Source organism: Cellulomonas fimi ATCC 484 (assembly GCF_000212695.1).
Taxonomy (GTDB): domain Bacteria; phylum Actinomycetota; class Actinomycetes; order Actinomycetales; family Cellulomonadaceae; genus Cellulomonas; species Cellulomonas fimi.
This window is the reverse complement of record NC_015514.1, coordinates 1,500,768-1,518,523: the sequence shown is the minus strand read 5'-3', so window position 1 is coordinate 1,518,523 and position 17,756 is coordinate 1,500,768. Positions and strand designations below refer to the sequence as shown.

Annotated in this window: 14 protein-coding genes; 6 read left to right on the top strand and 8 right to left on the bottom strand. The window is 76.9% G+C overall.

The features are described from left to right. Nucleotides 1-16: 16 nt before the first annotated feature. On the bottom strand, nt 17-247 hold the full coding sequence (locus CELF_RS07015) for a PTS sugar transporter subunit IIB (RefSeq protein ID WP_041553366.1): 231 nt from the start codon (nt 245-247) through the stop codon (nt 17-19). Nucleotides 248-397: 150 nt separating this feature from the next. On the opposite strand from CELF_RS07015, the gene ptsP reads away from it, so the two are divergent. The 6 genes from ptsP (at nt 398) to CELF_RS06985 (ending at nt 7,217) form a co-directional block, all read left to right on the top strand. Then, nucleotides 398-2,095 carry a phosphoenolpyruvate--protein phosphotransferase gene (gene ptsP / locus CELF_RS07010; RefSeq protein WP_013770554.1) on the top strand — a complete coding sequence of 566 codons (1,698 nt, stop codon included), beginning with the start codon at nt 398-400 and terminating at the stop codon, nt 2,093-2,095. A 96-nt stretch (nt 2,096-2,191) separates the two neighbouring features. After that, nucleotides 2,192-2,575: a globin gene (locus tag CELF_RS07005; RefSeq protein ID WP_013770553.1), complete on the top strand. Its 384-nt coding sequence runs from the start codon at nt 2,192-2,194 to the stop codon at nt 2,573-2,575. Between the two features lie 57 nt (nt 2,576-2,632). Beyond that, complete coding sequence (locus CELF_RS07000; protein ID WP_013770552.1) at nt 2,633-3,502, top strand: acyl-CoA thioesterase; 870 nt, start codon at nt 2,633-2,635, stop codon at nt 3,500-3,502. Nucleotides 3,503-3,591: 89 nt separating this feature from the next. Continuing rightward, nucleotides 3,592-4,593: a DNA topoisomerase IB gene (locus tag CELF_RS06995; protein WP_013770551.1), complete on the top strand. Its 1,002-nt coding sequence runs from the start codon at nt 3,592-3,594 to the stop codon at nt 4,591-4,593. Between the two features lie 84 nt (nt 4,594-4,677). Then, nucleotides 4,678-6,336 carry an SDR family oxidoreductase gene (locus tag CELF_RS06990; RefSeq protein WP_013770550.1) on the top strand — a complete coding sequence of 553 codons (1,659 nt, stop codon included), beginning with the start codon at nt 4,678-4,680 and terminating at the stop codon, nt 6,334-6,336. Continuing rightward, entirely contained in the window at nt 6,333-7,217 is an 885-nt protein-coding gene (locus tag CELF_RS06985; protein ID WP_013770549.1) for a glycosyltransferase family 2 protein, read from the top strand. Before CELF_RS06990 ends, CELF_RS06985 begins: the two co-directional genes overlap by 4 nt. Here the strand turns inward: CELF_RS06985 and CELF_RS06980 are convergent. The 7 genes from CELF_RS06980 to CELF_RS06950 all read right to left on the bottom strand — a co-directional run bounded on the left by CELF_RS06980 (nt 7,189) and on the right by CELF_RS06950 (nt 17,700). Next, nucleotides 7,189-7,689, bottom strand: a complete 501-nt coding sequence (locus CELF_RS06980; protein WP_013770548.1) for an acyl-CoA thioesterase — start codon at nt 7,687-7,689, stop codon at nt 7,189-7,191. The two genes, CELF_RS06985 and CELF_RS06980, sit on opposite strands and share 29 nt — an antisense overlap. Nucleotides 7,690-7,740: 51 nt before the next feature. Next, nucleotides 7,741-9,525: a GTPase gene (locus CELF_RS06975; protein ID WP_013770547.1), complete on the bottom strand. Its 1,785-nt coding sequence runs from the start codon at nt 9,523-9,525 to the stop codon at nt 7,741-7,743. Beyond that, nucleotides 9,522-11,669, bottom strand: coding sequence for a dynamin family protein (locus CELF_RS20915; protein ID WP_013770546.1), 2,148 nt, complete (start codon nt 11,667-11,669; stop codon nt 9,522-9,524). The genes CELF_RS06975 and CELF_RS20915 overlap by 4 nt, the downstream gene beginning before the upstream one ends. A gap of 236 nt (nt 11,670-11,905) precedes the next feature. Further along, complete coding sequence (ettA, locus tag CELF_RS06965; RefSeq protein WP_013770545.1) at nt 11,906-13,588, bottom strand: energy-dependent translational throttle protein EttA; 1,683 nt, start codon at nt 13,586-13,588, stop codon at nt 11,906-11,908. A gap of 115 nt (nt 13,589-13,703) precedes the next feature. Then, entirely contained in the window at nt 13,704-14,243 is a 540-nt protein-coding gene (locus tag CELF_RS06960) for a single-stranded DNA-binding protein (RefSeq protein ID WP_013770544.1), read from the bottom strand. A gap of 176 nt (nt 14,244-14,419) precedes the next feature. Continuing rightward, nucleotides 14,420-15,910: a GTPase gene (locus tag CELF_RS06955; RefSeq protein ID WP_244851214.1), complete on the bottom strand. Its 1,491-nt coding sequence runs from the start codon at nt 15,908-15,910 to the stop codon at nt 14,420-14,422. 20 nt (nt 15,911-15,930) lie between these two features. Continuing rightward, nucleotides 15,931-17,700, bottom strand: a complete 1,770-nt coding sequence (locus CELF_RS06950) for a GTPase domain-containing protein (protein WP_013770542.1) — start codon at nt 17,698-17,700, stop codon at nt 15,931-15,933. Between the last annotated feature and the right edge of the window lie 56 nt (nt 17,701-17,756).

Sequence of the window (17,756 nt, the reverse complement as noted above, 5' to 3'; positions counted from 1 at the left end):
CCGGGGGGCCGCCGTCTCAGCGCAGCGACTCGAGCTCGGCCGCGAGGTTGTCCGCCTCGGGGCCGACGATGACCTGGACGATGTGACCCGACCGCACCACGCCGAACGCCCCGCTCGCCTTGAGCGCGGCCTCGTCGACGAGATGGGCGTCGCTGACCTCCACGCGCAGCCGCGTGATGCACGGCTCCAGGTCGACGACGTTCCCGTCGCCTCCCAGCGCGGCGAGGATCTGCTCTGCCTTGCTCAATGGAACTCCCCACGTCACCGGCGCCGGCCGGTCGGCGCGCGTCGTCCAGCCTAGACCCGTCCGCTCGCACCGCACGGCGCGTGTCCGCTGGCGGGCGCGGTCGCCGACGGACCACACTGCCGTGCATCGTCGACGAGGAGGCCGTGCCCCGTGAACGCCCCGGTGAGCCCACCCGTAGTGCTGCGCGGACTCGGCGTGAGCCCCGGACGGGCCGTCGGTCCGGCGGCGTTCCTGCCCGAGCCGGTCGCCGAGCCCCCCGCGGGCCGGCGTCTTCCGCCGGGCACCGACTACGCCGCGCAGGCGTCCCGCGTGGGCGCGGCGTCCGGCCGCGTGCAGGCCGCCCTGGAGGCCGCCGCGCAGCGCGCCGAGGGCGAGAGCGCCGACCTCCTGCACGCGACGGCCGCGATCGCCGCGGACCCCACGCTGGTCGCGGACGCGGAGCAGCGCGTCCTGACCGACCGGCTCGTGCCCGAGCGCGCCGTCTGGGAGGCCGCCGAGGCCGTCGCCGAGCAGTTCGCGGCCCTCGGCGGGCTGTTCGCGGAGCGCGTGCGGGACATCGAGGACGTGCGCGACCGGCTCGTCGCCGACCTCACGGACCGGCCCGCGCCCGGGCTCCCCGACCGTGACGCCCCGTACGTGCTCGTCGCGACGGACATCGCCCCGGCCCTCGTCGCGACGCTCGACCCCGCGCACGTGCTCGGCATCGTCACGGGCGCCGGCGGCCCCACGTCGCACACCGCGATCCTCGCGCGGGCCCGGGGCATCACGGCGGTCGTCGCGGCACGCGGCGTCGAGGACGTCGTGGCGGAGGGCGACGTCGTGCTGGTCGACGGCGGGGCGGGCGCGGTCACCGTGCACCCCGCCGCGCAGGACGTCGCCGCCGCGCGGGCGCTCGCGTCGCAGGTGCGCACGTTCGACGGGGTCGGACGGACCGCCGACGGGCACCGCGTCGAGCTGCTCGCGAACGTGGGCAGCCCGCGCGACGCCGCCGACGCGGCCGCGCAGCACGCGGAGGGCGTCGGGCTGTTCCGCACCGAGTTCGCGTTCCTCGACCACGACGAGGCGCCCGGGATCGACGAGCAGGTCGCCGCCTACCGGCAGGTCCTCGCGGCGTTCGCGGGGCGCAAGGTCGTGGTCCGGACGCTCGACGCGGGTGCCGACAAGCCGCTGCCCTTCCTCGCCGGCGAGCCCGAGGCCAATCCCGCGCTCGGCGTGCGCGGGCTGCGCACCGCGCAGGCGCACCCGAAGGTGCTCGACGACCAGCTCGTCGCGATCGCGCGCGCCGCCGCGGCCGAGAGCGCGACGGTGTGGGTCATGGCGCCCATGGTCGCGACCGTCGACGAGGCGCAGGAGTTCGTCGCGGCGTGCGCGCGCCACGGGCTGGACACGGCGGGGGTCATGGTCGAGGTCCCGAGCGCGGCCCTGCTCGCGGGCCCGATCCTCGCGCACGCCGCGTTCGCGAGCATCGGCACCAACGACCTCACGCAGTACACGATGGCGGCGGACCGGGTGCTCGGCTCCGTCGCGCACCTGTCCTACGCGTGGCAGCCCGCGGTCCTGCACCTCGTCGCGGCGACGTGCCGCGGCGGCGCGCAGCAGGGGCGCCCGGTCGGCGTCTGCGGCGAGGCGGCCGCCGTGCCGGCCCTGGCCGTGGTGCTCGTCGGCCTGGGCGTGACGTCGCTGTCGATGACGCCCCGCGCCCTGCCGGACGTCGCCGCCGTCCTGGCGGCGACCACGCTCGACGAGTGCCGCCGCCTCGCCCAGCTCGCGCTCGCGGCGAGCAGCGCCGCCGACGCCGAGGCCGTGGTCCGCGCGGCGCTCCCGGTGCTCACCACGCTCGGTCTGTGACGCGCCGCGCCCGGGCGTGCGCCGCGCCTGTGACGCGCGTCGCGTGACCCCGTCCCGGGCGCCGAGGCGCAGGCCGCGCGTGTGAGGATGGGCCGCGTGAGACCCGACTCGTTCTACGACGCCGTCGGCGGGCACGACACGTTCGTGCGGCTGGTCGACGAGTTCTACCGCGGCGTGGCCGACGACCCGGTGCTGCGCGCCATGTACCCGGAGGAGGACCTCGGGCCCGCCGCGCAGCGGCTCACGATGTTCCTCGAGCAGTACTGGGGCGGCCCCACCACGTACGGCGAGCAGCGCGGCCACCCCCGGCTGCGGATGCGGCACGCCCCGTACAAGGTCAACCCCGACGCGCGGGACCGCTGGCTGCGGCACATGCGCGCCGCCGTCGACACGCTCGACCTCGCGCCGCTGCACAGGGCCGAGCTGTGGGACTACCTGGAGCGCGCCGCGCACTCCCTGCTCAACACGTTCGAGGACTGACCCCCGCGCGGGCCGCGCACCGGGACCCGCGCCGCAGACGACACGACGGAGCCGCACATGACCGAAGGCGTGATCGACCCGACCGCGACCCTGCTCGAGGCGCTCGACCTCGCGGCCACGGGCGTCGACGAGTTCGAGGGCCGCAGCCTGCCGCAGCCGAACGGGCGCGTGTTCGGCGGGCAGGTCCTCGCGCAGGCGCTGCTCGCCGCCGGCCGGACCGTCGAGGACGGGCGGCTGCCGCACTCGCTGCACGGGTACTTCCTGCGCGCAGGTGTCGTGCCCGAGCCCATCGCGTTCGCCGTCGAGCGCCTGCGCGACGGCCGGTCCTTCACGGCGCGCCGGACGCACGCGCTGCAGGGCGGCGAACCGATCCTGTCGATGATCGCGTCGTTCCAGGTCGAGCAGGCGGGTGTCGACTACGCCGACGAGATGCCGACCGACGTCCCGGGCCCCGACGAGGTGCCGTCCGCGCTCGACCTGCTCGGCACGATCGACCACCCGGCGGCGAAGTTCTGGGCGCACGAGTCGGCGTTCGACGTGCGGCACGTCGGCGGGTCCATCTACCTCGGTCGGGCCGCCGAGGCCACGGGGCGCCAGGAGGTGTGGTTCCGCTCGCGCGGCGCGCTGCCGACGGACCAGCTGCTGCACCGTGCGCTGCTCGCGTACGCGTGCGACCAGGTCATGCTCGAGCCCGTCCTGCGCCGCTCCGGCCGGTCCTGGGTGACGCCGGGCATGTCGATCGCGAGCCTCGACCACGCCATGTGGTGGCACCGGGACGTCCGCGTCGACGACTGGCTGCTGTACGTGCAGACGTCGCCGAGCGCGCAGGGCGGCCGCGGCCTGGGCGCCGCACGCGTCTTCGCGCAGGACGGCACGCTCGTGGCGTCCATCGCGCAGGAGGGCATGGTCCGCTTCCCCGAGGCGTGACGGCGGCCGCCTGCGCGCTGCCGTGACGGGCCCCGCCCGTCCGGGTGCTCGCCGCGCGGCGCGCGGCGCGCCGGGTGACACTTCCGGGCATGGTGCGACTCCGCCGCGTCCGCATCGACGCCCCCGGCTGGACCCGCCGCCGCGCGGGCAAGGGCTTCGTGTACCTGGACGTCGAGCGCGTGCGGATCACCGACGAGGAGCACCTCGAGCGGATCGTCGGGCTCGCGATCCCGCCCGCCTGGCGCGACGTGTGGATCAGCCCCTGGCCCAACGGGCACATCCAGGCGGCGGGACTCGACGACGCGGCGCGCCGCCAGTACCTGTACCACCAGCAGTGGCGGCGGCGCCGCGACCGGCTCAAGCACGACCACGTGCTCGACGTCGCGCGCCGCCTGCCCGCCGCCCGTCGGCACGTCGAGCGGGACCTGGCGCTGCCCGGGATGCCCCGGCAGAAGGTGCTGGCCCTCGCGTTCCGGCTGCTCGACCTCGCGTACCTGCGCGTCGGCGGCGAGGGCTACGCCCAGCGGCACGGGTCGTACGGGCTTGCGACGCTGCGCAAGGACCACGTCCGCGTCCTGCCGCCGGAGTCGCCCGACGACGCCGGCCGCGTGCACCTGCACTTCCCCGCCAAGTCGGGCCAGGTGCGCGACACCGTCGTCGAGGACGACACGGTCGCGGAGCTCGTCCGCGTCCTCGTGCGACGCAGGGACGACATGGACGACCTGCTCGCGTGGCGCGACGACGACGGCGAGTGGCACGACGTCACGAGCGTCGACGTCGGGCAGTACGTCAAGCAGCGGCTCGGTGGGGACGCCTCCGCGAAGGACTTCCGGACGTGGCACGCGACCGTGCTCGCGGCGCGGGCTCTCGCGACGGCCGGTCCGCCGCCCCGCAGCGACCGTGCACGGCGCCGTGTCGTGACGCAGGCGGTCAAGGCGGTCGCGGAGGAGCTCGGCAACACCCCCGCGGTGTGCCGGGCGTCGTACATCGACCCGCGCGTCGTCGACCTCTGGGAGCACGGCACGACGATCCGTCCGACCCGCTCGCAGCGCGTCGCGGAGCGCGAGACGCTCCGCCTGCTGGGCGGCTGACACCGCCCGGGCACGCGCGCGCGGGACCGGGACCCGGCCGGCGCTCGACGTGCGGAGCGGCGTGCCGGAACGGACACTGCACCGATGAGCGACGACCCCGTGCACTCCCCCGCGGCACCCGGCGCCGCCGAGGCCGACCTCGCCCCGGAACCCGTCGCGCACACGCTGCCGGGCCTGGTCCCCGGTGTCGGACCCGACGGTCGACCCCGCGCCGACGCGCCGCTCGCGGCCGTCACGGGCGTCACGGGGTACGTCGGAGGCCGGCTCGTGCCCGAGCTGCTCGCGGCCGGCTACCGGGTGCGCGCCCTCGCGCGCTCGCCGAAGCGGCTGCGCGGGCGCCCCTGGACGCGGGACGTCGAGGCCGTCGAGGCGGACGCGTCGGACCTGGAGCAGATCCGGGCCGCGCTGCAGGGTGTCGACGTCGCGTACTACCTCATCCACTCGCTCGGTTCGGGTCGCACGTTCGAGGCACGTGACCGGCGCACGGCCCTGACGTTCGCGCAGGCCGCGCGCGAGGCCGGCGTGCGGCGGGTCGTCTACCTGGGCGGGCTGTACCCGCAGGGCGAGGAGCTGTCGCCGCACCTCGCGTCGCGCACCGAGGTCGGGGAGATCCTGCTCGCGTCCGGCGTGCCGACGACCGTCCTGCGGGCGGCCGTGATCCTCGGGTCCGGCTCGGCGTCGTTCGAGATGATGCGCTACCTCACCGAGCGGCTGCCCGCGATGACGGTCCCGCGGTGGGTCGACAACCGCATCCAGCCGATCGCGATCCGCGACGTCCTGCGCTACCTCGTCGGCGCCGCGGCCATGCCGCCCGACGTGAGCCGCGGCTTCGACATCGGCGGGCCCGACGTGCTGACGTACCGCGACATGATGCAGCGGTACGCCGCGGCCGCGGGACTGCGCCGCCGCGTCGTCGTGGGCGTCGGGGTCCTCACCCCGCGCCTGTCGAGCCTGTGGGTCTCGCTCGTGACACCCGTGCCCGGCGGCCTCGCGCGCCCGCTCGTCGAGTCGCTCGTGCACGAGGTCGTGTGCGACGAGCACGACATCGCGCGCTGGGTGCCGGACCCGCCCGAGGGGCTCGTGGGCTTCGACCGCGCGGTGCTCCTCGCGCTGCGCCGCGTGCACGACGCCGCCGTCACCACGCGGTGGTCGTCCGCGGCCGCCCCCGGTGCCCCGAGCGACCCCCTGCCGTCCGACCCCGACTGGGCGGGCGGGTCCCTGTACGTCGACGAGCGCCGGATGCCGGTCGACGCGTCGCCCGCGTCGCTGTGGCGCGTCGTGGAGGCCGTGGGCGGCGAGCACGGGTGGTACTCCTGGCCGCTCGCGTGGCGTCTGCGGGGCCTGGGCGACCGGCTCGTCGGCGGGCCGGGGCTGCGGCGCGGCAGGCGTGACCCGCAGCGGCTGCTCGTGGACGACGCCGTCGACTTCTGGCGGGTGGAGGAGGTCGACCCGGGACGTCTGCTGCGCCTGCGCGCGGAGATGCGCGTCCCCGGGCTCGCGTGGCTCGAGCTGCGCGTGGAGACCGATGACGGGCCCGACGAGGCCGCGGACACCTCGCGCCGCCTGCACCCCCCGGCAGTGTTCGCGCAGCGCGCGCTGTTCCACCCGCGCGGCCTGCTCGGGCACGTCTACTGGTGGTCCGTCGCGCCCTTCCACGGCGTCGTCTTCGGCGGCATGCAGCGCAACCTCGCGCGTGCCGCGGAGAGCGCCGAGCGCGCCCGCACCGACCGGAGGGACGCGTGACGGGGCCGGCGCTCACCCGTGGCCTCGGAGGCAGCGACCGCACGCGCCCGCAGACCCGGCGGCCGCGGCCGGGCGCGCGTCCGGCCCGTGGTGACGCGTCGCCGGCGCCGCTCGTCCTGCCGAGCGTCGCCGTCGTCGTGCCCTCGCGCGACGACGCGGTCCTGCTCGACCGCTGCCTCACGGCGCTCGCCGCGCAGACGGTGCCGCCCGCCGAGGTCGTGGTCGTCGACAACGCGAGCCGGGACGCGACCGCCGCGGTCGCGCGACGTCACGGCGCCACGTGCCTGCACCAGGCCACCACCGGCATCTGGGCCGCCGCCGCGACCGGGTACGACGCCGTCACGGCGCAGGTCGTGGCCCGCTGCGACGCCGACAGCGTGCCCCCGCCGGACTGGGTCGAGCGCCTGGCGGTCGCCTTCGCCGCCGACCCCGACCTCGCCGCCCTGAGCGGTCCCGGCCGGTTCGACGGCGCCGGCCGTGTCGTGCGCGCGCTCGGCGACGTCCTCTACATGCGGGCGTACCGGCTGCTCATGGGCGCCGCGCTCGCCCACCCACCGCTGTTCGGGTCCAACCTCGCGATGCGCCGGACCGTGTGGGAGCACGTGGGCCCGGGAGTCCACCGGCACCGCCAGGACCTGCACGACGACGTCGACCTCAGCTACCACGTGGGCGACGTGGGCCGGATCCGGTACGACCCGACGCTCGTCGTCGGCATCTCCGACCGGCCGCTGCGCGACGCGGGCGGGCTGGTCGAGCGCGTGCGCCGCGCGCTGCGGACGATCGCGGTGCACCGTCCTGACGGCTCCCCCGGGCGCCGGCACCTGCGCCGCTGGAGCGCGACGCCCCGCAGGCTCAGGCGTCGTGCCGCCGGCGGTGCCTGACCGGCTCCTCGAGGTACCCCGACCACACCGCACGCTCGGCGTCGCCGAGCCGTCGGGGGCGGCCCGTCGTCGTGTCGACCAGGACGAGCGTGGTCGTGGCCCGCGCGAACACCACGCTGCCCTCGTCGGCCGCGGGCCGGTCCCGCACCTCGTAGCAGACGTCGAGGCTGGCACCGCCCAGGTGACCCAGCCACATCTCGACGACGACGGGCGAGCGCCGGTACCCGAGCGGCACGAGGTACTCGATCTCCTGCCGGGCGACGAGCGTCGACGTCTGCGCCCCGGGGCCTGCGTCGAGGACCGCCGTCGGCCAGGTGCCGTCGGGGCGCGTGCCGTCCTGCGCCTGGGGGTGACGCCAGAACGCCTCGATCCGGGCCTCCTCCAGGAGGCGCAGCATCTCCACGTTGTTGACGTGCGCGTACGCGTCCATGTCGGACCAGCGCAGCTGCACGGGGACCTCGAGCCGAGCCACACGACCTCCTTCGCCGACCGCGATCCTACGAGGCCGCAGCGGGTCGGGCGGTCAGGCGGCCGCGCGTTCGGCGGCGGCGCGGCACGCGGACCACGCGGTCAGCTCCTCGGTCGCCGGCCGTACCACCAGCCGCTCGGCCACGTCACGCACCCCGGAGCGCAGCCGCCGCCGGACCCGACCAGCCCTGCGCCGCGCGCCGATCCCCGCCAGCACGCGGGCGACGAGCGCGAGCAGGACGCCGAGCGCGAGCCCGCCGAGCGCGAGCACCGTCGGCCACGGCACCTCGCCCCAGGTGGGCGTCACCGGCTCGGGCAGCCGCAGGTACGCGAGCGCGGCCAGGACGCCGAGCCACAGCCCGCCGGCCACGGCCACCGACAGCAGCGCCCACTGCACGACGCCGACGGCTCGCCACCAGCGCGGGTCCCGCTCCCCCGCGGGAGCCGAGGCGACCACGGCCTGGTCGAGCGCGTCCGGCAGCGCGGCACGGTCGACCGCCGACCGGGCCGCGAGGGTCCACGCGTCGGGTGCCCCCGTCGTCGCGGCGTCGAGGTAGTCGCGCACCGCGATCGACACGAGCGCGCCCGCCGTCGTCGCCGGGCGCGGCAGGGACGAGCGCCGTGCGGCCTGCTCGTCCGCCGTGACGGACGGCGCGTCGGGACGCCTCGACGAGCCGCGCATCCGGTCGAGCGCCGCGGGCCGCCCGAGCCCGAGCCGGCGCAACGGGTCGGCGCGCAGGCGTCCCACCCACCGCGTGACGGGCCACCCGGTCACGGCGCGCGCCTGGTGCAGGGTCGAGCGTCGCGTCGCGTCGACGACGAGCGGCACGCCGGCAGCCACCTCGAGCGCGTCGACGAGCGCGGGCACGCCCCGCTCGGGCGCGCCGGGAGGCGGAGCAGCCCCGCACGCGTCGCGCAGCGCGGCGCCCGCGGCCCGCACGTCCGCCAGGACACGCGCCGTCGCCGCCTGGCGGCGTCGGGCCGCCTCCGCGAGGTGCGCGCGGAGCGCCCCGACGCCCTCGCCGGTCGCGGCGCTCACCGGCAGGACCGGCACGTCCCGCAGGCCGTCCTGCGCCGCGACCCGTCGCACGTCGGCCACGACGGCCTGCACCTCGCGGGGCGAGAGCCGGTCGACCTGGTTGAGCGCGAGGACGAGCACCGCGGAGTGCCCGGCGAGCGGGCGCAGGTACCGCACGTGCAGCGCCGCGTCGGCGTACTTCTGCGGGTCGACGACCCAGACGAGCAGGTCGGCTCGCGCGTACAGCCGTTCGGCGACGGCCCGGTGCTCGGCCACGACCGAGTCGTGGTCGGGCAGGTCGAGCAGCACGGCACCGGTCGGCAGGTCGGGCGGCCCCCCGACGTCCGCGACCGGAGCGGCAGCCCGCCGGCGGCGGCGGGCGGGGGCAGCGGCCACCCCCGCGACGACGTGGCGGTCGGAGACGTCGAGCCAGTCCAGGAGGTCGCCCGGTCCCGACGTGTCGCGGCCCGCGGGGGCCTCGACGCCGCGCCGTGGTGCCGGCGTGTCGACCGCCTGCGACGCCGGGGCCGGCGGCGGGAGCACGACCGCGAGCGGGCGACCCGTCGTCGGGCGCATCACGCCCGGACGTGCGACCTCGGCGCCGACCAGCGCGTTCATGAGCGACGACTTCCCCGACCCCGTCGCGCCCGCGAGCGCCACGACCGTGTACTCGCCCGACAGCGCCAGCCGCTCCCCGGCCCGCGCGACGACGTCCGCGGCCTGTGCCTCGACGCCGGCGTCGACGCGTCCGGCGGCGAGCCGCACCGCGTCCGCGAGCGCCGCGACGCGGTCCGCAGGCCCGCCGCGTGCTGCGGCGCTCACGCGCGACCGCCCCGGCGCACACGCGCCCACCAGCCGCGCAGGCCGCCCGCCGTCCCGGCGTCCTCGGCCGCGTGCCGTCCGTGCGCGGCGTCCTCGCTCGTGCTCCCGCGGGGCCGGCCGGACGCCCCCGCCCCTCGCAGCCCCGGCCCGGCGGCCGCGTCGTGCGGGGCCTGCGGCGGCCGTCCCGAGCCGGCGACGCCGCTCGCCCCCTCGCCGGCGTCGCCGCCCGCGGGTGCCGCGCCCCCGGGTGCCGTCCCGCCTGCAGGTGCCGTCGCGGCGGCGCGGGCCGCCGACTCGACGAGGGCCGCACGTGACCGCAGCGCCCCGCCGTCGACCACGCGCGCGGCGAGCGGCTCGAGCACCGCCCCGAAGCGAGCGGCCTCGACGTCCAGCAGCGCGCCGACACGGGCGTCGAGGCGCTCGTGCGCCGTGCGGGTGAGCCGGCGCACCGCCTCGTCGCCGAACACCGCCTCGAGCAGCCGCTGCGCGAGCAGCGCGGTCCCGCCGACGATGCCCACCTCGGCGCCCGTCAGCCCTCCCGTCGAGGCGAACACGGCCACCATGAGCGCCGCCCCGAGCCCGTTGACGCCGAACGACAGGGCACGCGCGGTCGCGCGCCGCCCCGACCCCTCGCCGCGCACGAGCTCGAGCACGTCGCCCTGCCACGCCCGCACCTGCTCCTCGGCCCGCACGCGCAGGTCCGCCGACGCCCGCGAGAGGGCGAGCCCGCCCAGCAGCCCCGACCCGGCGGGGTCGTGGTGCCAGTCGGCGTGCGCCCGGGCGGCTGCGTCCTCGGCGGCGTCGACGACGAGTGCCGTGACGCCGTGCCCGACGGCCTGCGCGAGGCCCGGGTCTGCCGCGCGTCGCCCCGTCATCGCCTCGACGATCCGGTCGCGCGCCTTCGACACGCCCTCCTCGAGCCGCCGGAACCACTCCCCGGTGCCGACGACGTCCTGCCAGCGCGCGAGCACCTCGCCCCGCAGCATCGTCCCGTCGGACGTCTGCTCCGCGACCCGCGTGCGGGCCGCCGCGTACGCCGCGGTCACGGCCGCGCGCAGCCGGTCGGCGGCCTCGCGCTGGTCGTCGGCCGCCCGGGCGACGTCCTGGGACCGGACGGTGACGTCGAGCACCGCGCCGTCGCGGGTCGCCTCGACGGCACGCGCACGCTCCGCGGGGTCGAGGGCCAGCGCCGTGAGCCAGTCGGCGACCGGTGCGACGTCCGGCTCCGGCAGCAGCCCGTCCTCGAGCGCCACCTCGCGCACGACGAGCACCGGCGTGCCGGCGAGGCCCCGGTCGGCGAGCATGCGGGCCAGGTCGTCGGCGACGGCCCGCTCGGTGCCGACGTCGACCCGGTCGAGCACGAGCGCGAGGTGCGTGCGACGGCGCTGCGCCTCGGCCAGCAGCTCCCACGGCACCGCGTCGGCGTACCGGGCGGCGGTCGTGACGAAGAGCCACGCGTCGGCCGCTCGCAGGAGCTGCGCGGCGAGGTCGCGGTTGGCCTCCTCGACCGAGTCGACGTCCGGTGCGTCGACGAGCGCGAGACCTCGGGGCATCCTCGGTGAGGCGACGGTCCGGAGCACCCGACCGTGCGTCGCCGCCCCGGCGTCCCTGCCGTGCCGCGTGCTGCCGGGCTCGGGGCGCGTCGCTGCGGCGTCCGGCGCGATCCCGCCGTCCCCGTCCTTCTGCCCAGGCCGCTCGTCCGGGGGGCCGTCCCGCAGGTCCACGGGTGCCGCGTCCTGGCCCGGCCCCCCGGGCGCCGCACCGATGTCGTGCTCGCGGACGCGCGCGAGTCCGGGCAGGACCCGCGCCGGGTCCACGTCGGCGGCGTCGTCGGGGTGGTGCACCAGGACCGGGCTGCGCGTCGTCGGCCGCAGCACGCCCGGTGTGCTCACGTGCTCGCCCAGCAGCGAGTTGAGCAGGGTCGACTTGCCGGCGCCGGTCGAGCCCCCGACGACGACCAGCGTCGCCGCGTCCGGGTCGCGCAGGCGCGGCAGCAGGTGGTCGTCGAGCTGGTCGAGCAGCCGCCGTCGCTCGAGCGCGGCCGGTGCGGCGGACGGGGTCGCGAGCGGGAGCGCGACGGCGTCGAGCGCCTGCCGCAGGTCGACGATCGCGTCGACGAGCCGCGGTGCGTCGCTCGTGCTCACGGGCGCCCCTCCTCGTCGGTTGCCGCCCTAGCCTGCCTCGACGCGGCCCGGAGCGCGCGCGGACCGGCGCGACCCCGGACGCACGCACGTCGAGCGACCACGGCAGCCGCACGTGGATCGGCGTGCGGCCCCGGCCCGGGTGCACGACGCACGACGGGCGCGCGAGGTCGTCCCTCGCGCGCCCGTCGGACGAGCCGTGCCGTGCCGTGGCGACCGGCTGGGTCGCCGCGGCCGGGTCAGTCGCGGCGCAGCTTGCGGTACGTCACCCGGTGCGGGCGCGCCGCGTCGGCACCGAGACGCGCGACCTTGTTCTCCTCGTAGGCCGCGAAGTTGCCCTCGAACCAGTACCAGTTCGCGGGGTCCTCCTCGGTGCCCTCGTAGGCGAGGATGTGCGTCGCGACCCGGTCGAGGAACCACCGGTCGTGCGAGACGACGACCGCGCAGCCGGGGAACTCGAGCAGCGCGTTCTCCAGCGAGCCGAGGGTCTCGACGTCGAGGTCGTTGGTCGGCTCGTCGAGCAGCAGGAGGTTGCCGCCCTGCTTGAGGGTGAGCGCGAGGTTGAGGCGGTTGCGCTCACCACCCGACAGCACGCCCGCGGGCTTCTGCTGGTCCGGCCCCTTGAACCCGAACGCGGCGACGTACGCACGCGACGGCATCTCGACGTTGCCGACCTTGAGGAAGTCGAGCCCGTCGGACACGACCTCCCACAGCGTCTTCTTGGGGTCGATGCCGCCGCGGGACTGGTCGACGTACGAGATCGAGACCGTCTCGCCGATCTTGAGGTCGCCCGCGTCGAGCGGCTCGAGCCCGACGATGGTCTTGAACAGCGTCGTCTTGCCGACACCGTTGGGCCCGATGACGCCGACGATGCCGTTGCGCGGCAGCGTGAACGACAGCCCGTCGATGAGCGTGCGCCCGTCGAAGCCCTTCTGCAGGTCCTTGGCCTCCAGGACGACGTTGCCCAGGCGCGGGCCCGGCGGGATCTGGATCTCCTCGAAGTCCAGCTTCCGCGTGCGCTCCGCCTCGGCCGCCATCTCCTCGTAGCGGGCCAGACGCGCCTTCGACTTGGTCTGCCGGCCCTTGGCGTTCTGCCGGACCCACTCGAGCTCGTCCTTGAGGCGCTTGGCGAGCTTGGCGTCCTTCTTGCCCTGGACCTGCAGGCGCTCCTGCTTCTTCTCCAGGTACGTCGAGTAGTTGCCCTCGTACGGGTAGAGGCGACCGCGGTCGACCTCGCAGATCCACTCCGCGATGTTGTCGAGGAAGTACCGGTCGTGCGTGACGGCGAGGATCGCACCCTGGTAGTCCTTGAGGTGCTGCTCGAGCCAGAGCACGCTCTCGGCGTCGAGGTGGTTGGTGGGCTCGTCGAGCAGGAGCAGGTCGGGCTTCTCGAGCAGCAGCTTGCACAGCGCGACACGGCGGCGCTCACCACCGGACAGGACCTTGACGTCGGCGTCCGGCGGCGGGCAGCGCAGCGCGTCCATCGCCTGCTCGAGCTGGGCGTCGAGGTCCCACGCGTCGGCCGCGTCGATGGCCTCCTGGAGGTGGCCCATCTCGGCGAGCAGCGCGTCGAAGTCCGCGTCGGGCTCCGCCATGAGCGCGGAGATCTCGTTGTAGCGGTCGAGCTTGCCCTTGATCTCGGCGACACCCTCCTCGACGTTGCCGAGGACCGTCTTGTCGTCGTTCAGCGGCGGCTCCTGCTGCAGGATGCCGACCGTGAACCCGGGGCTCAGACGCGCCTCGCCGTTCGACGGCTGGTCGAGGCCCGCCATGATCTTGAGGATCGTGGACTTCCCGGCACCGTTCGGGCCGACGACGCCGATCTTGGCGCCCGGCAGGAAGTTGAGCGAGACGTCGTCGAGGATGACCTTGTCCCCGTGCGCCTTGCGCGCCTTGTACATGGTGTAGATGAACTCAGCCACTGGCTCTTCGTCCGCCTCGGGATGTCGTGGGGTGACGACGGCGGGCCGGACAGGCTGCGCGGGCGCGCCCGTCGGCCCTGCCGCGTCGTCGGTTGCGGTCCCCCAGCCTAGGCGATCAGGCCGCGCCCGCCGCTGCGAGCGCCCGGTCGACGTCGTCCACGGGCCGGCCGGCCTCGTCGACGACGTGCTCGCCGGGCACCATGTCGGCGTCGTCGACCTCCGGAAGCGTGGACACGTCGACGGGCGGGCGTCCGTCGACGTCGCCCGTGCCGGCACCGTCGGCCGCGGTCGTCACGGTCCGCGCGAACCGCGTCGTGCCGAACGTGAGGTCGTGCCCGACCGCCGTCGCCTCGACGACCAGGGAGGTCCGCGCCCCGTCGTCGGCCTGCCACTCCTCCGTGGACAGCCGCCCGTGCACGACGACGGGCTCGCCCTTGCGCAGCGACTGCGCGACGTTGAGCGCGCCGGACCGCCAGATCTTCACGGTGAACCACTCGGTCCGGCCGTCGCGCCAGGCGCCCTCGCGCCGGTCGAACCAGCGCCGCGTGCTCGCCATGCGGAACGACGTGTAGGGCGTCGTACCGGGGGCGTTGAAGTGCCGGACGTCGCTGCCGACCCAGCCGACGAGGGTCAGGTCGAGGGAGTGCGTGCTCATGCGGGCCTCCTGTGCCCCGGCCCCGCTCGGTGCGGGGCGTGTGGACCCAGCGTCGGCGGGCGGCCGCCCCCGGCGGGTGGGGCCGCCCTCGGCCGGTGGACGCACGCGGCGCGCGCAGGTGCTGTGGACGGCTCGCGACCCGCCGACACCACGGAGCGCCCGCGCTCGCGGACCCCTCAGGCCCGCGCGGCGTCCACGAGCTCGCGCGTCTGCCGGTGCTCGCCCAGCGCCACGACGGTCGGGTCGGCGAGCCGCCCCCGCGCGACGCGTTCCAGCGCCGCACGCCCCTCGCGCAGCACGCGCGCCGCCCGCCGGTGCGCCGCCGCACGCCGCGTCGACACGGACGCCAGCAGGGCGACGACCGCACCCGCGAGGAGCAGCAGCGCACCGGCGGGCGCCCACGGGTTGGCCCGGACGCTCGCGAACCCGGAGCCGAGCGCGACCGAGCCGATCGTCACGGCCGCCGCCACGAGCACCACCGCGAGCCCGGTCAGCCACGCCGCGGCGACCGACCGCCGTGCGACGACCGTCACCTGCGCGAGCGCGTCGGTCACCGCGAGCCGCAGCTCCGCGGTCGTCGCGACCCGTTCGGCGACGTCCTGCCGCCACGCACGCGGCAGGCCCGCCGTCGCCGCCGTCAGCCAGTCGGCGCGAGCGAGCGCCACCGAGTCCTCCTGCACGGGCCCGAACGACGGGGTCACCGACGAACCGCCGCGGACGACCGCCGCGACCGCTCCGGCCACCGCCGGCAGCCCGGCCGCGTCGGCCAGCGTGTCCACGACGCCGCCGAGCGCCAGGTCGGCGGGCGCGGGCTCGCGCGGCGCGACCTGCGACGACAGCAGCACCGCGGCGTCGTTGAGCTCCGCACCGGCCCGTCGCGCGGCCAGCGACCGCGCGCTCACGGCATCGGCCAGGCGCTCACGCAGCGCCGGCACGCCCTCGCCCGTGCGAGCGGACGCCTCCAGCACGCTCACGCCCGTCAGGCCGTCCTCCTGCAGCAGCCGGCCGACGTCGGCCACGAGCTCGGGACGCACCTCGGGCGGCACGGTGTCGACCTGGTTGAGCACGACGACCATCGACGCCTCGTGCCCGACGAGCCCGCGCAGGTAGCCGGAGTGCAGCGCGTCGTCGGCGTACTTCTGCGGGTCGACGACCCACACGAGGAGGTCGGCCTGCGGCAGCAGCCGGTCGACGACCTCGCGGTGCTCGGGCGCGATCGAGTCGTGGTCGGGCAGGTCGAGCAGCACCATGCCGCGCAGCGGCGCCTCCGCCTCGCCGTCGAGCAGGCTCTCGCGCACGGTGCGGCGGTCGGGCCGGACGCCGAGCCAGTCGAGCAGCGCACCGCCGTCCGTCGCCCAGACGCACGCGGTGATGTCGGACGTCGTCGGGCGACGCACGCCGACGTCCGCCAGCGGCAGCCCGCACACGGCGTTGAACAGGCTGGACTTGCCCGAGCCGGTGCCCCCGACGAGTGCGACCACCGAGTGGTCGACGCCGAGCTCGAGCCGCTCGCGCACACGGTCGATCACCGCGCCCACGCGCGCGACGACGGGCGGCTCGAGCCGCGACCCGCCGACGACGAGCGCCTGGTCGAGCGCCGTCGCGCGCTCCTCGAGGCGCACCGTCTCGTCGCCGTGCAGCGCCGCCTCGAGCACGTGGCGATGCACCGGGTGGCTCGTCGTCCCGCTCACGTCAGTCCCTTCAGGACGGCGAGCCGCAGCCGCAGCAGCGACGCGGCGTCGTCGGCGAGGTCCGGGTCCGCCAGCACCTTGCCCACCGACGCGCGCTCGAGCGCGACCTGCGCCTCGACCCGCGACTCCAGGTCAGCCCGCAGGTCCTCGACCGCGCGGCGCCCCGCGGCACCGAGCAGGTCCTCGGCCAGGGCGGACGCCTCCTCGACGCCCGCGGCCCCGGCGAGCGCGAGCGCCGCCAGCCCGTCCTCACCGAGCGCACGCTCGGCCTTCTGGCGCCGCCGGCCCTCGTGCGCGACGTCGCGCGAGCGGCGCGGGCGCCCGTCCTCGTCGCTCGTCGGGGGCGGCACCGCGAGCGCGGCCCGCAGCGTGCGCTGCCCCTGCGCCGTCCACGCGCGCGCCGTGAGCTCGGCGCTGCGCTGCCGCACGGGCCGGTCCGCCTGGTCGTCCCACGCGGCGTCGACCGACGGGCCCCCCGCCGGCGCGCCGCGACCGGTCAGCGCCGCACGCAGCGCCTCCTGGGCGTGCGCACCCGCAGCCCCGAGGACCGCGGTCGCCGAGCGCGTGAGGTCCTCGACGAGCGGCCGCACCGCCGCCGCCCGGGCCCGGCCGTCGCGCGCGGAGCCCGCGACGCGGCCCGACGCCCGCACGACCGACGCGAGCGGCGAGCCGTCCGCCGTCAGCTCGGCCCAGCGCGCCCGGACCGCCCCGTCCGCCACGGCGCCCTGCCGCACCGCGGCGACGGCGTGCCGGGTCGGCTCGTCGACCGCGTCGTCGAGCGTGCGGGCGATGCGCGCGGCGGCGTCGGCCTGCGCCTGCACCGCGTCGGCGAGCTCGTCGACCCACGGCCGCAGGGCCGCGAGCGACCCGCGCAGCGTGCGGCCGACGACCGTGCGGGCGCGGTCGGGCCCGGCCAGCATCGTCAGCCAGCGCTTGACGGGCGCGACGATGCCCGCGGCGAGCAGCCCCTCGTGCGGGCCGAGGTCCGGGACGACGAACAGCGGCGAGCCCTCGAGCCCGTGCGAGCGCAGGCGCTCCAGCAGGTCGCCGCGCACCGTCGGCAGCGACGCCCCCGGCACGCGGTTGAGCACCATCGCGATCGAGGTGCCGCGCTCGACCGCCGCCTCCAGGACGCGCCACGGCAGCGCGTCGCCGTACCGGGCGGCGGTCGTCACGAAGAGCCACAGGTCCGCCGCCTCGAGGAGCCGGTGCGCCTGCTCGCGGTTGGAGTCGAGGACCGAGTCGAGGTCGGGCGCGTCGAGCAGCGCGATCCCGCGCGGGACCGCGTCGTCGGCGACGACCTGCACGAGCTCGAGCACCGGGTGGTGCGACAGCAGCTCGTCGTCGAGCGGGTGGTGCACCAGGACGGGTCGGCGCGTCGTCGGCCGCAGCACGCCCGCCTCGCTGACCTCGCGTCCGACGAGCGAGTTCACGAGCGTCGACTTGCCGGCGCCGGTCGACCCCGACACGACGACCACGGCCGGAGCGGACAGCTCGGTGAGCCGCGGCACGAGGTGCTCGGCGAGCTGGTCGACGAGGCGGGCGCGCGAGGCGCGGGCCGAGGCGGTGCCCTCGAGGTCGAGCGGGAAGCCCGTGCGCTCGACGTCGCGGTGCAGGTCCTTGACCGCGTCGAGCAGCGACGTCGCAGCCAGCGGGCGCGCGAGGACGTCGCGCGGGTCGCTCGCGACGTGCCGGGCGGGCCGCTCGGAGGCCGCGTGCGCACCGCGCGCCGACGGCGCGGGGGCGGTGCCGGGCTGCGCGCTCACGACCTCATTGTCATGGCGCGATCTGACCAGGCCAAACGCGCCACGCTGTCGACGCT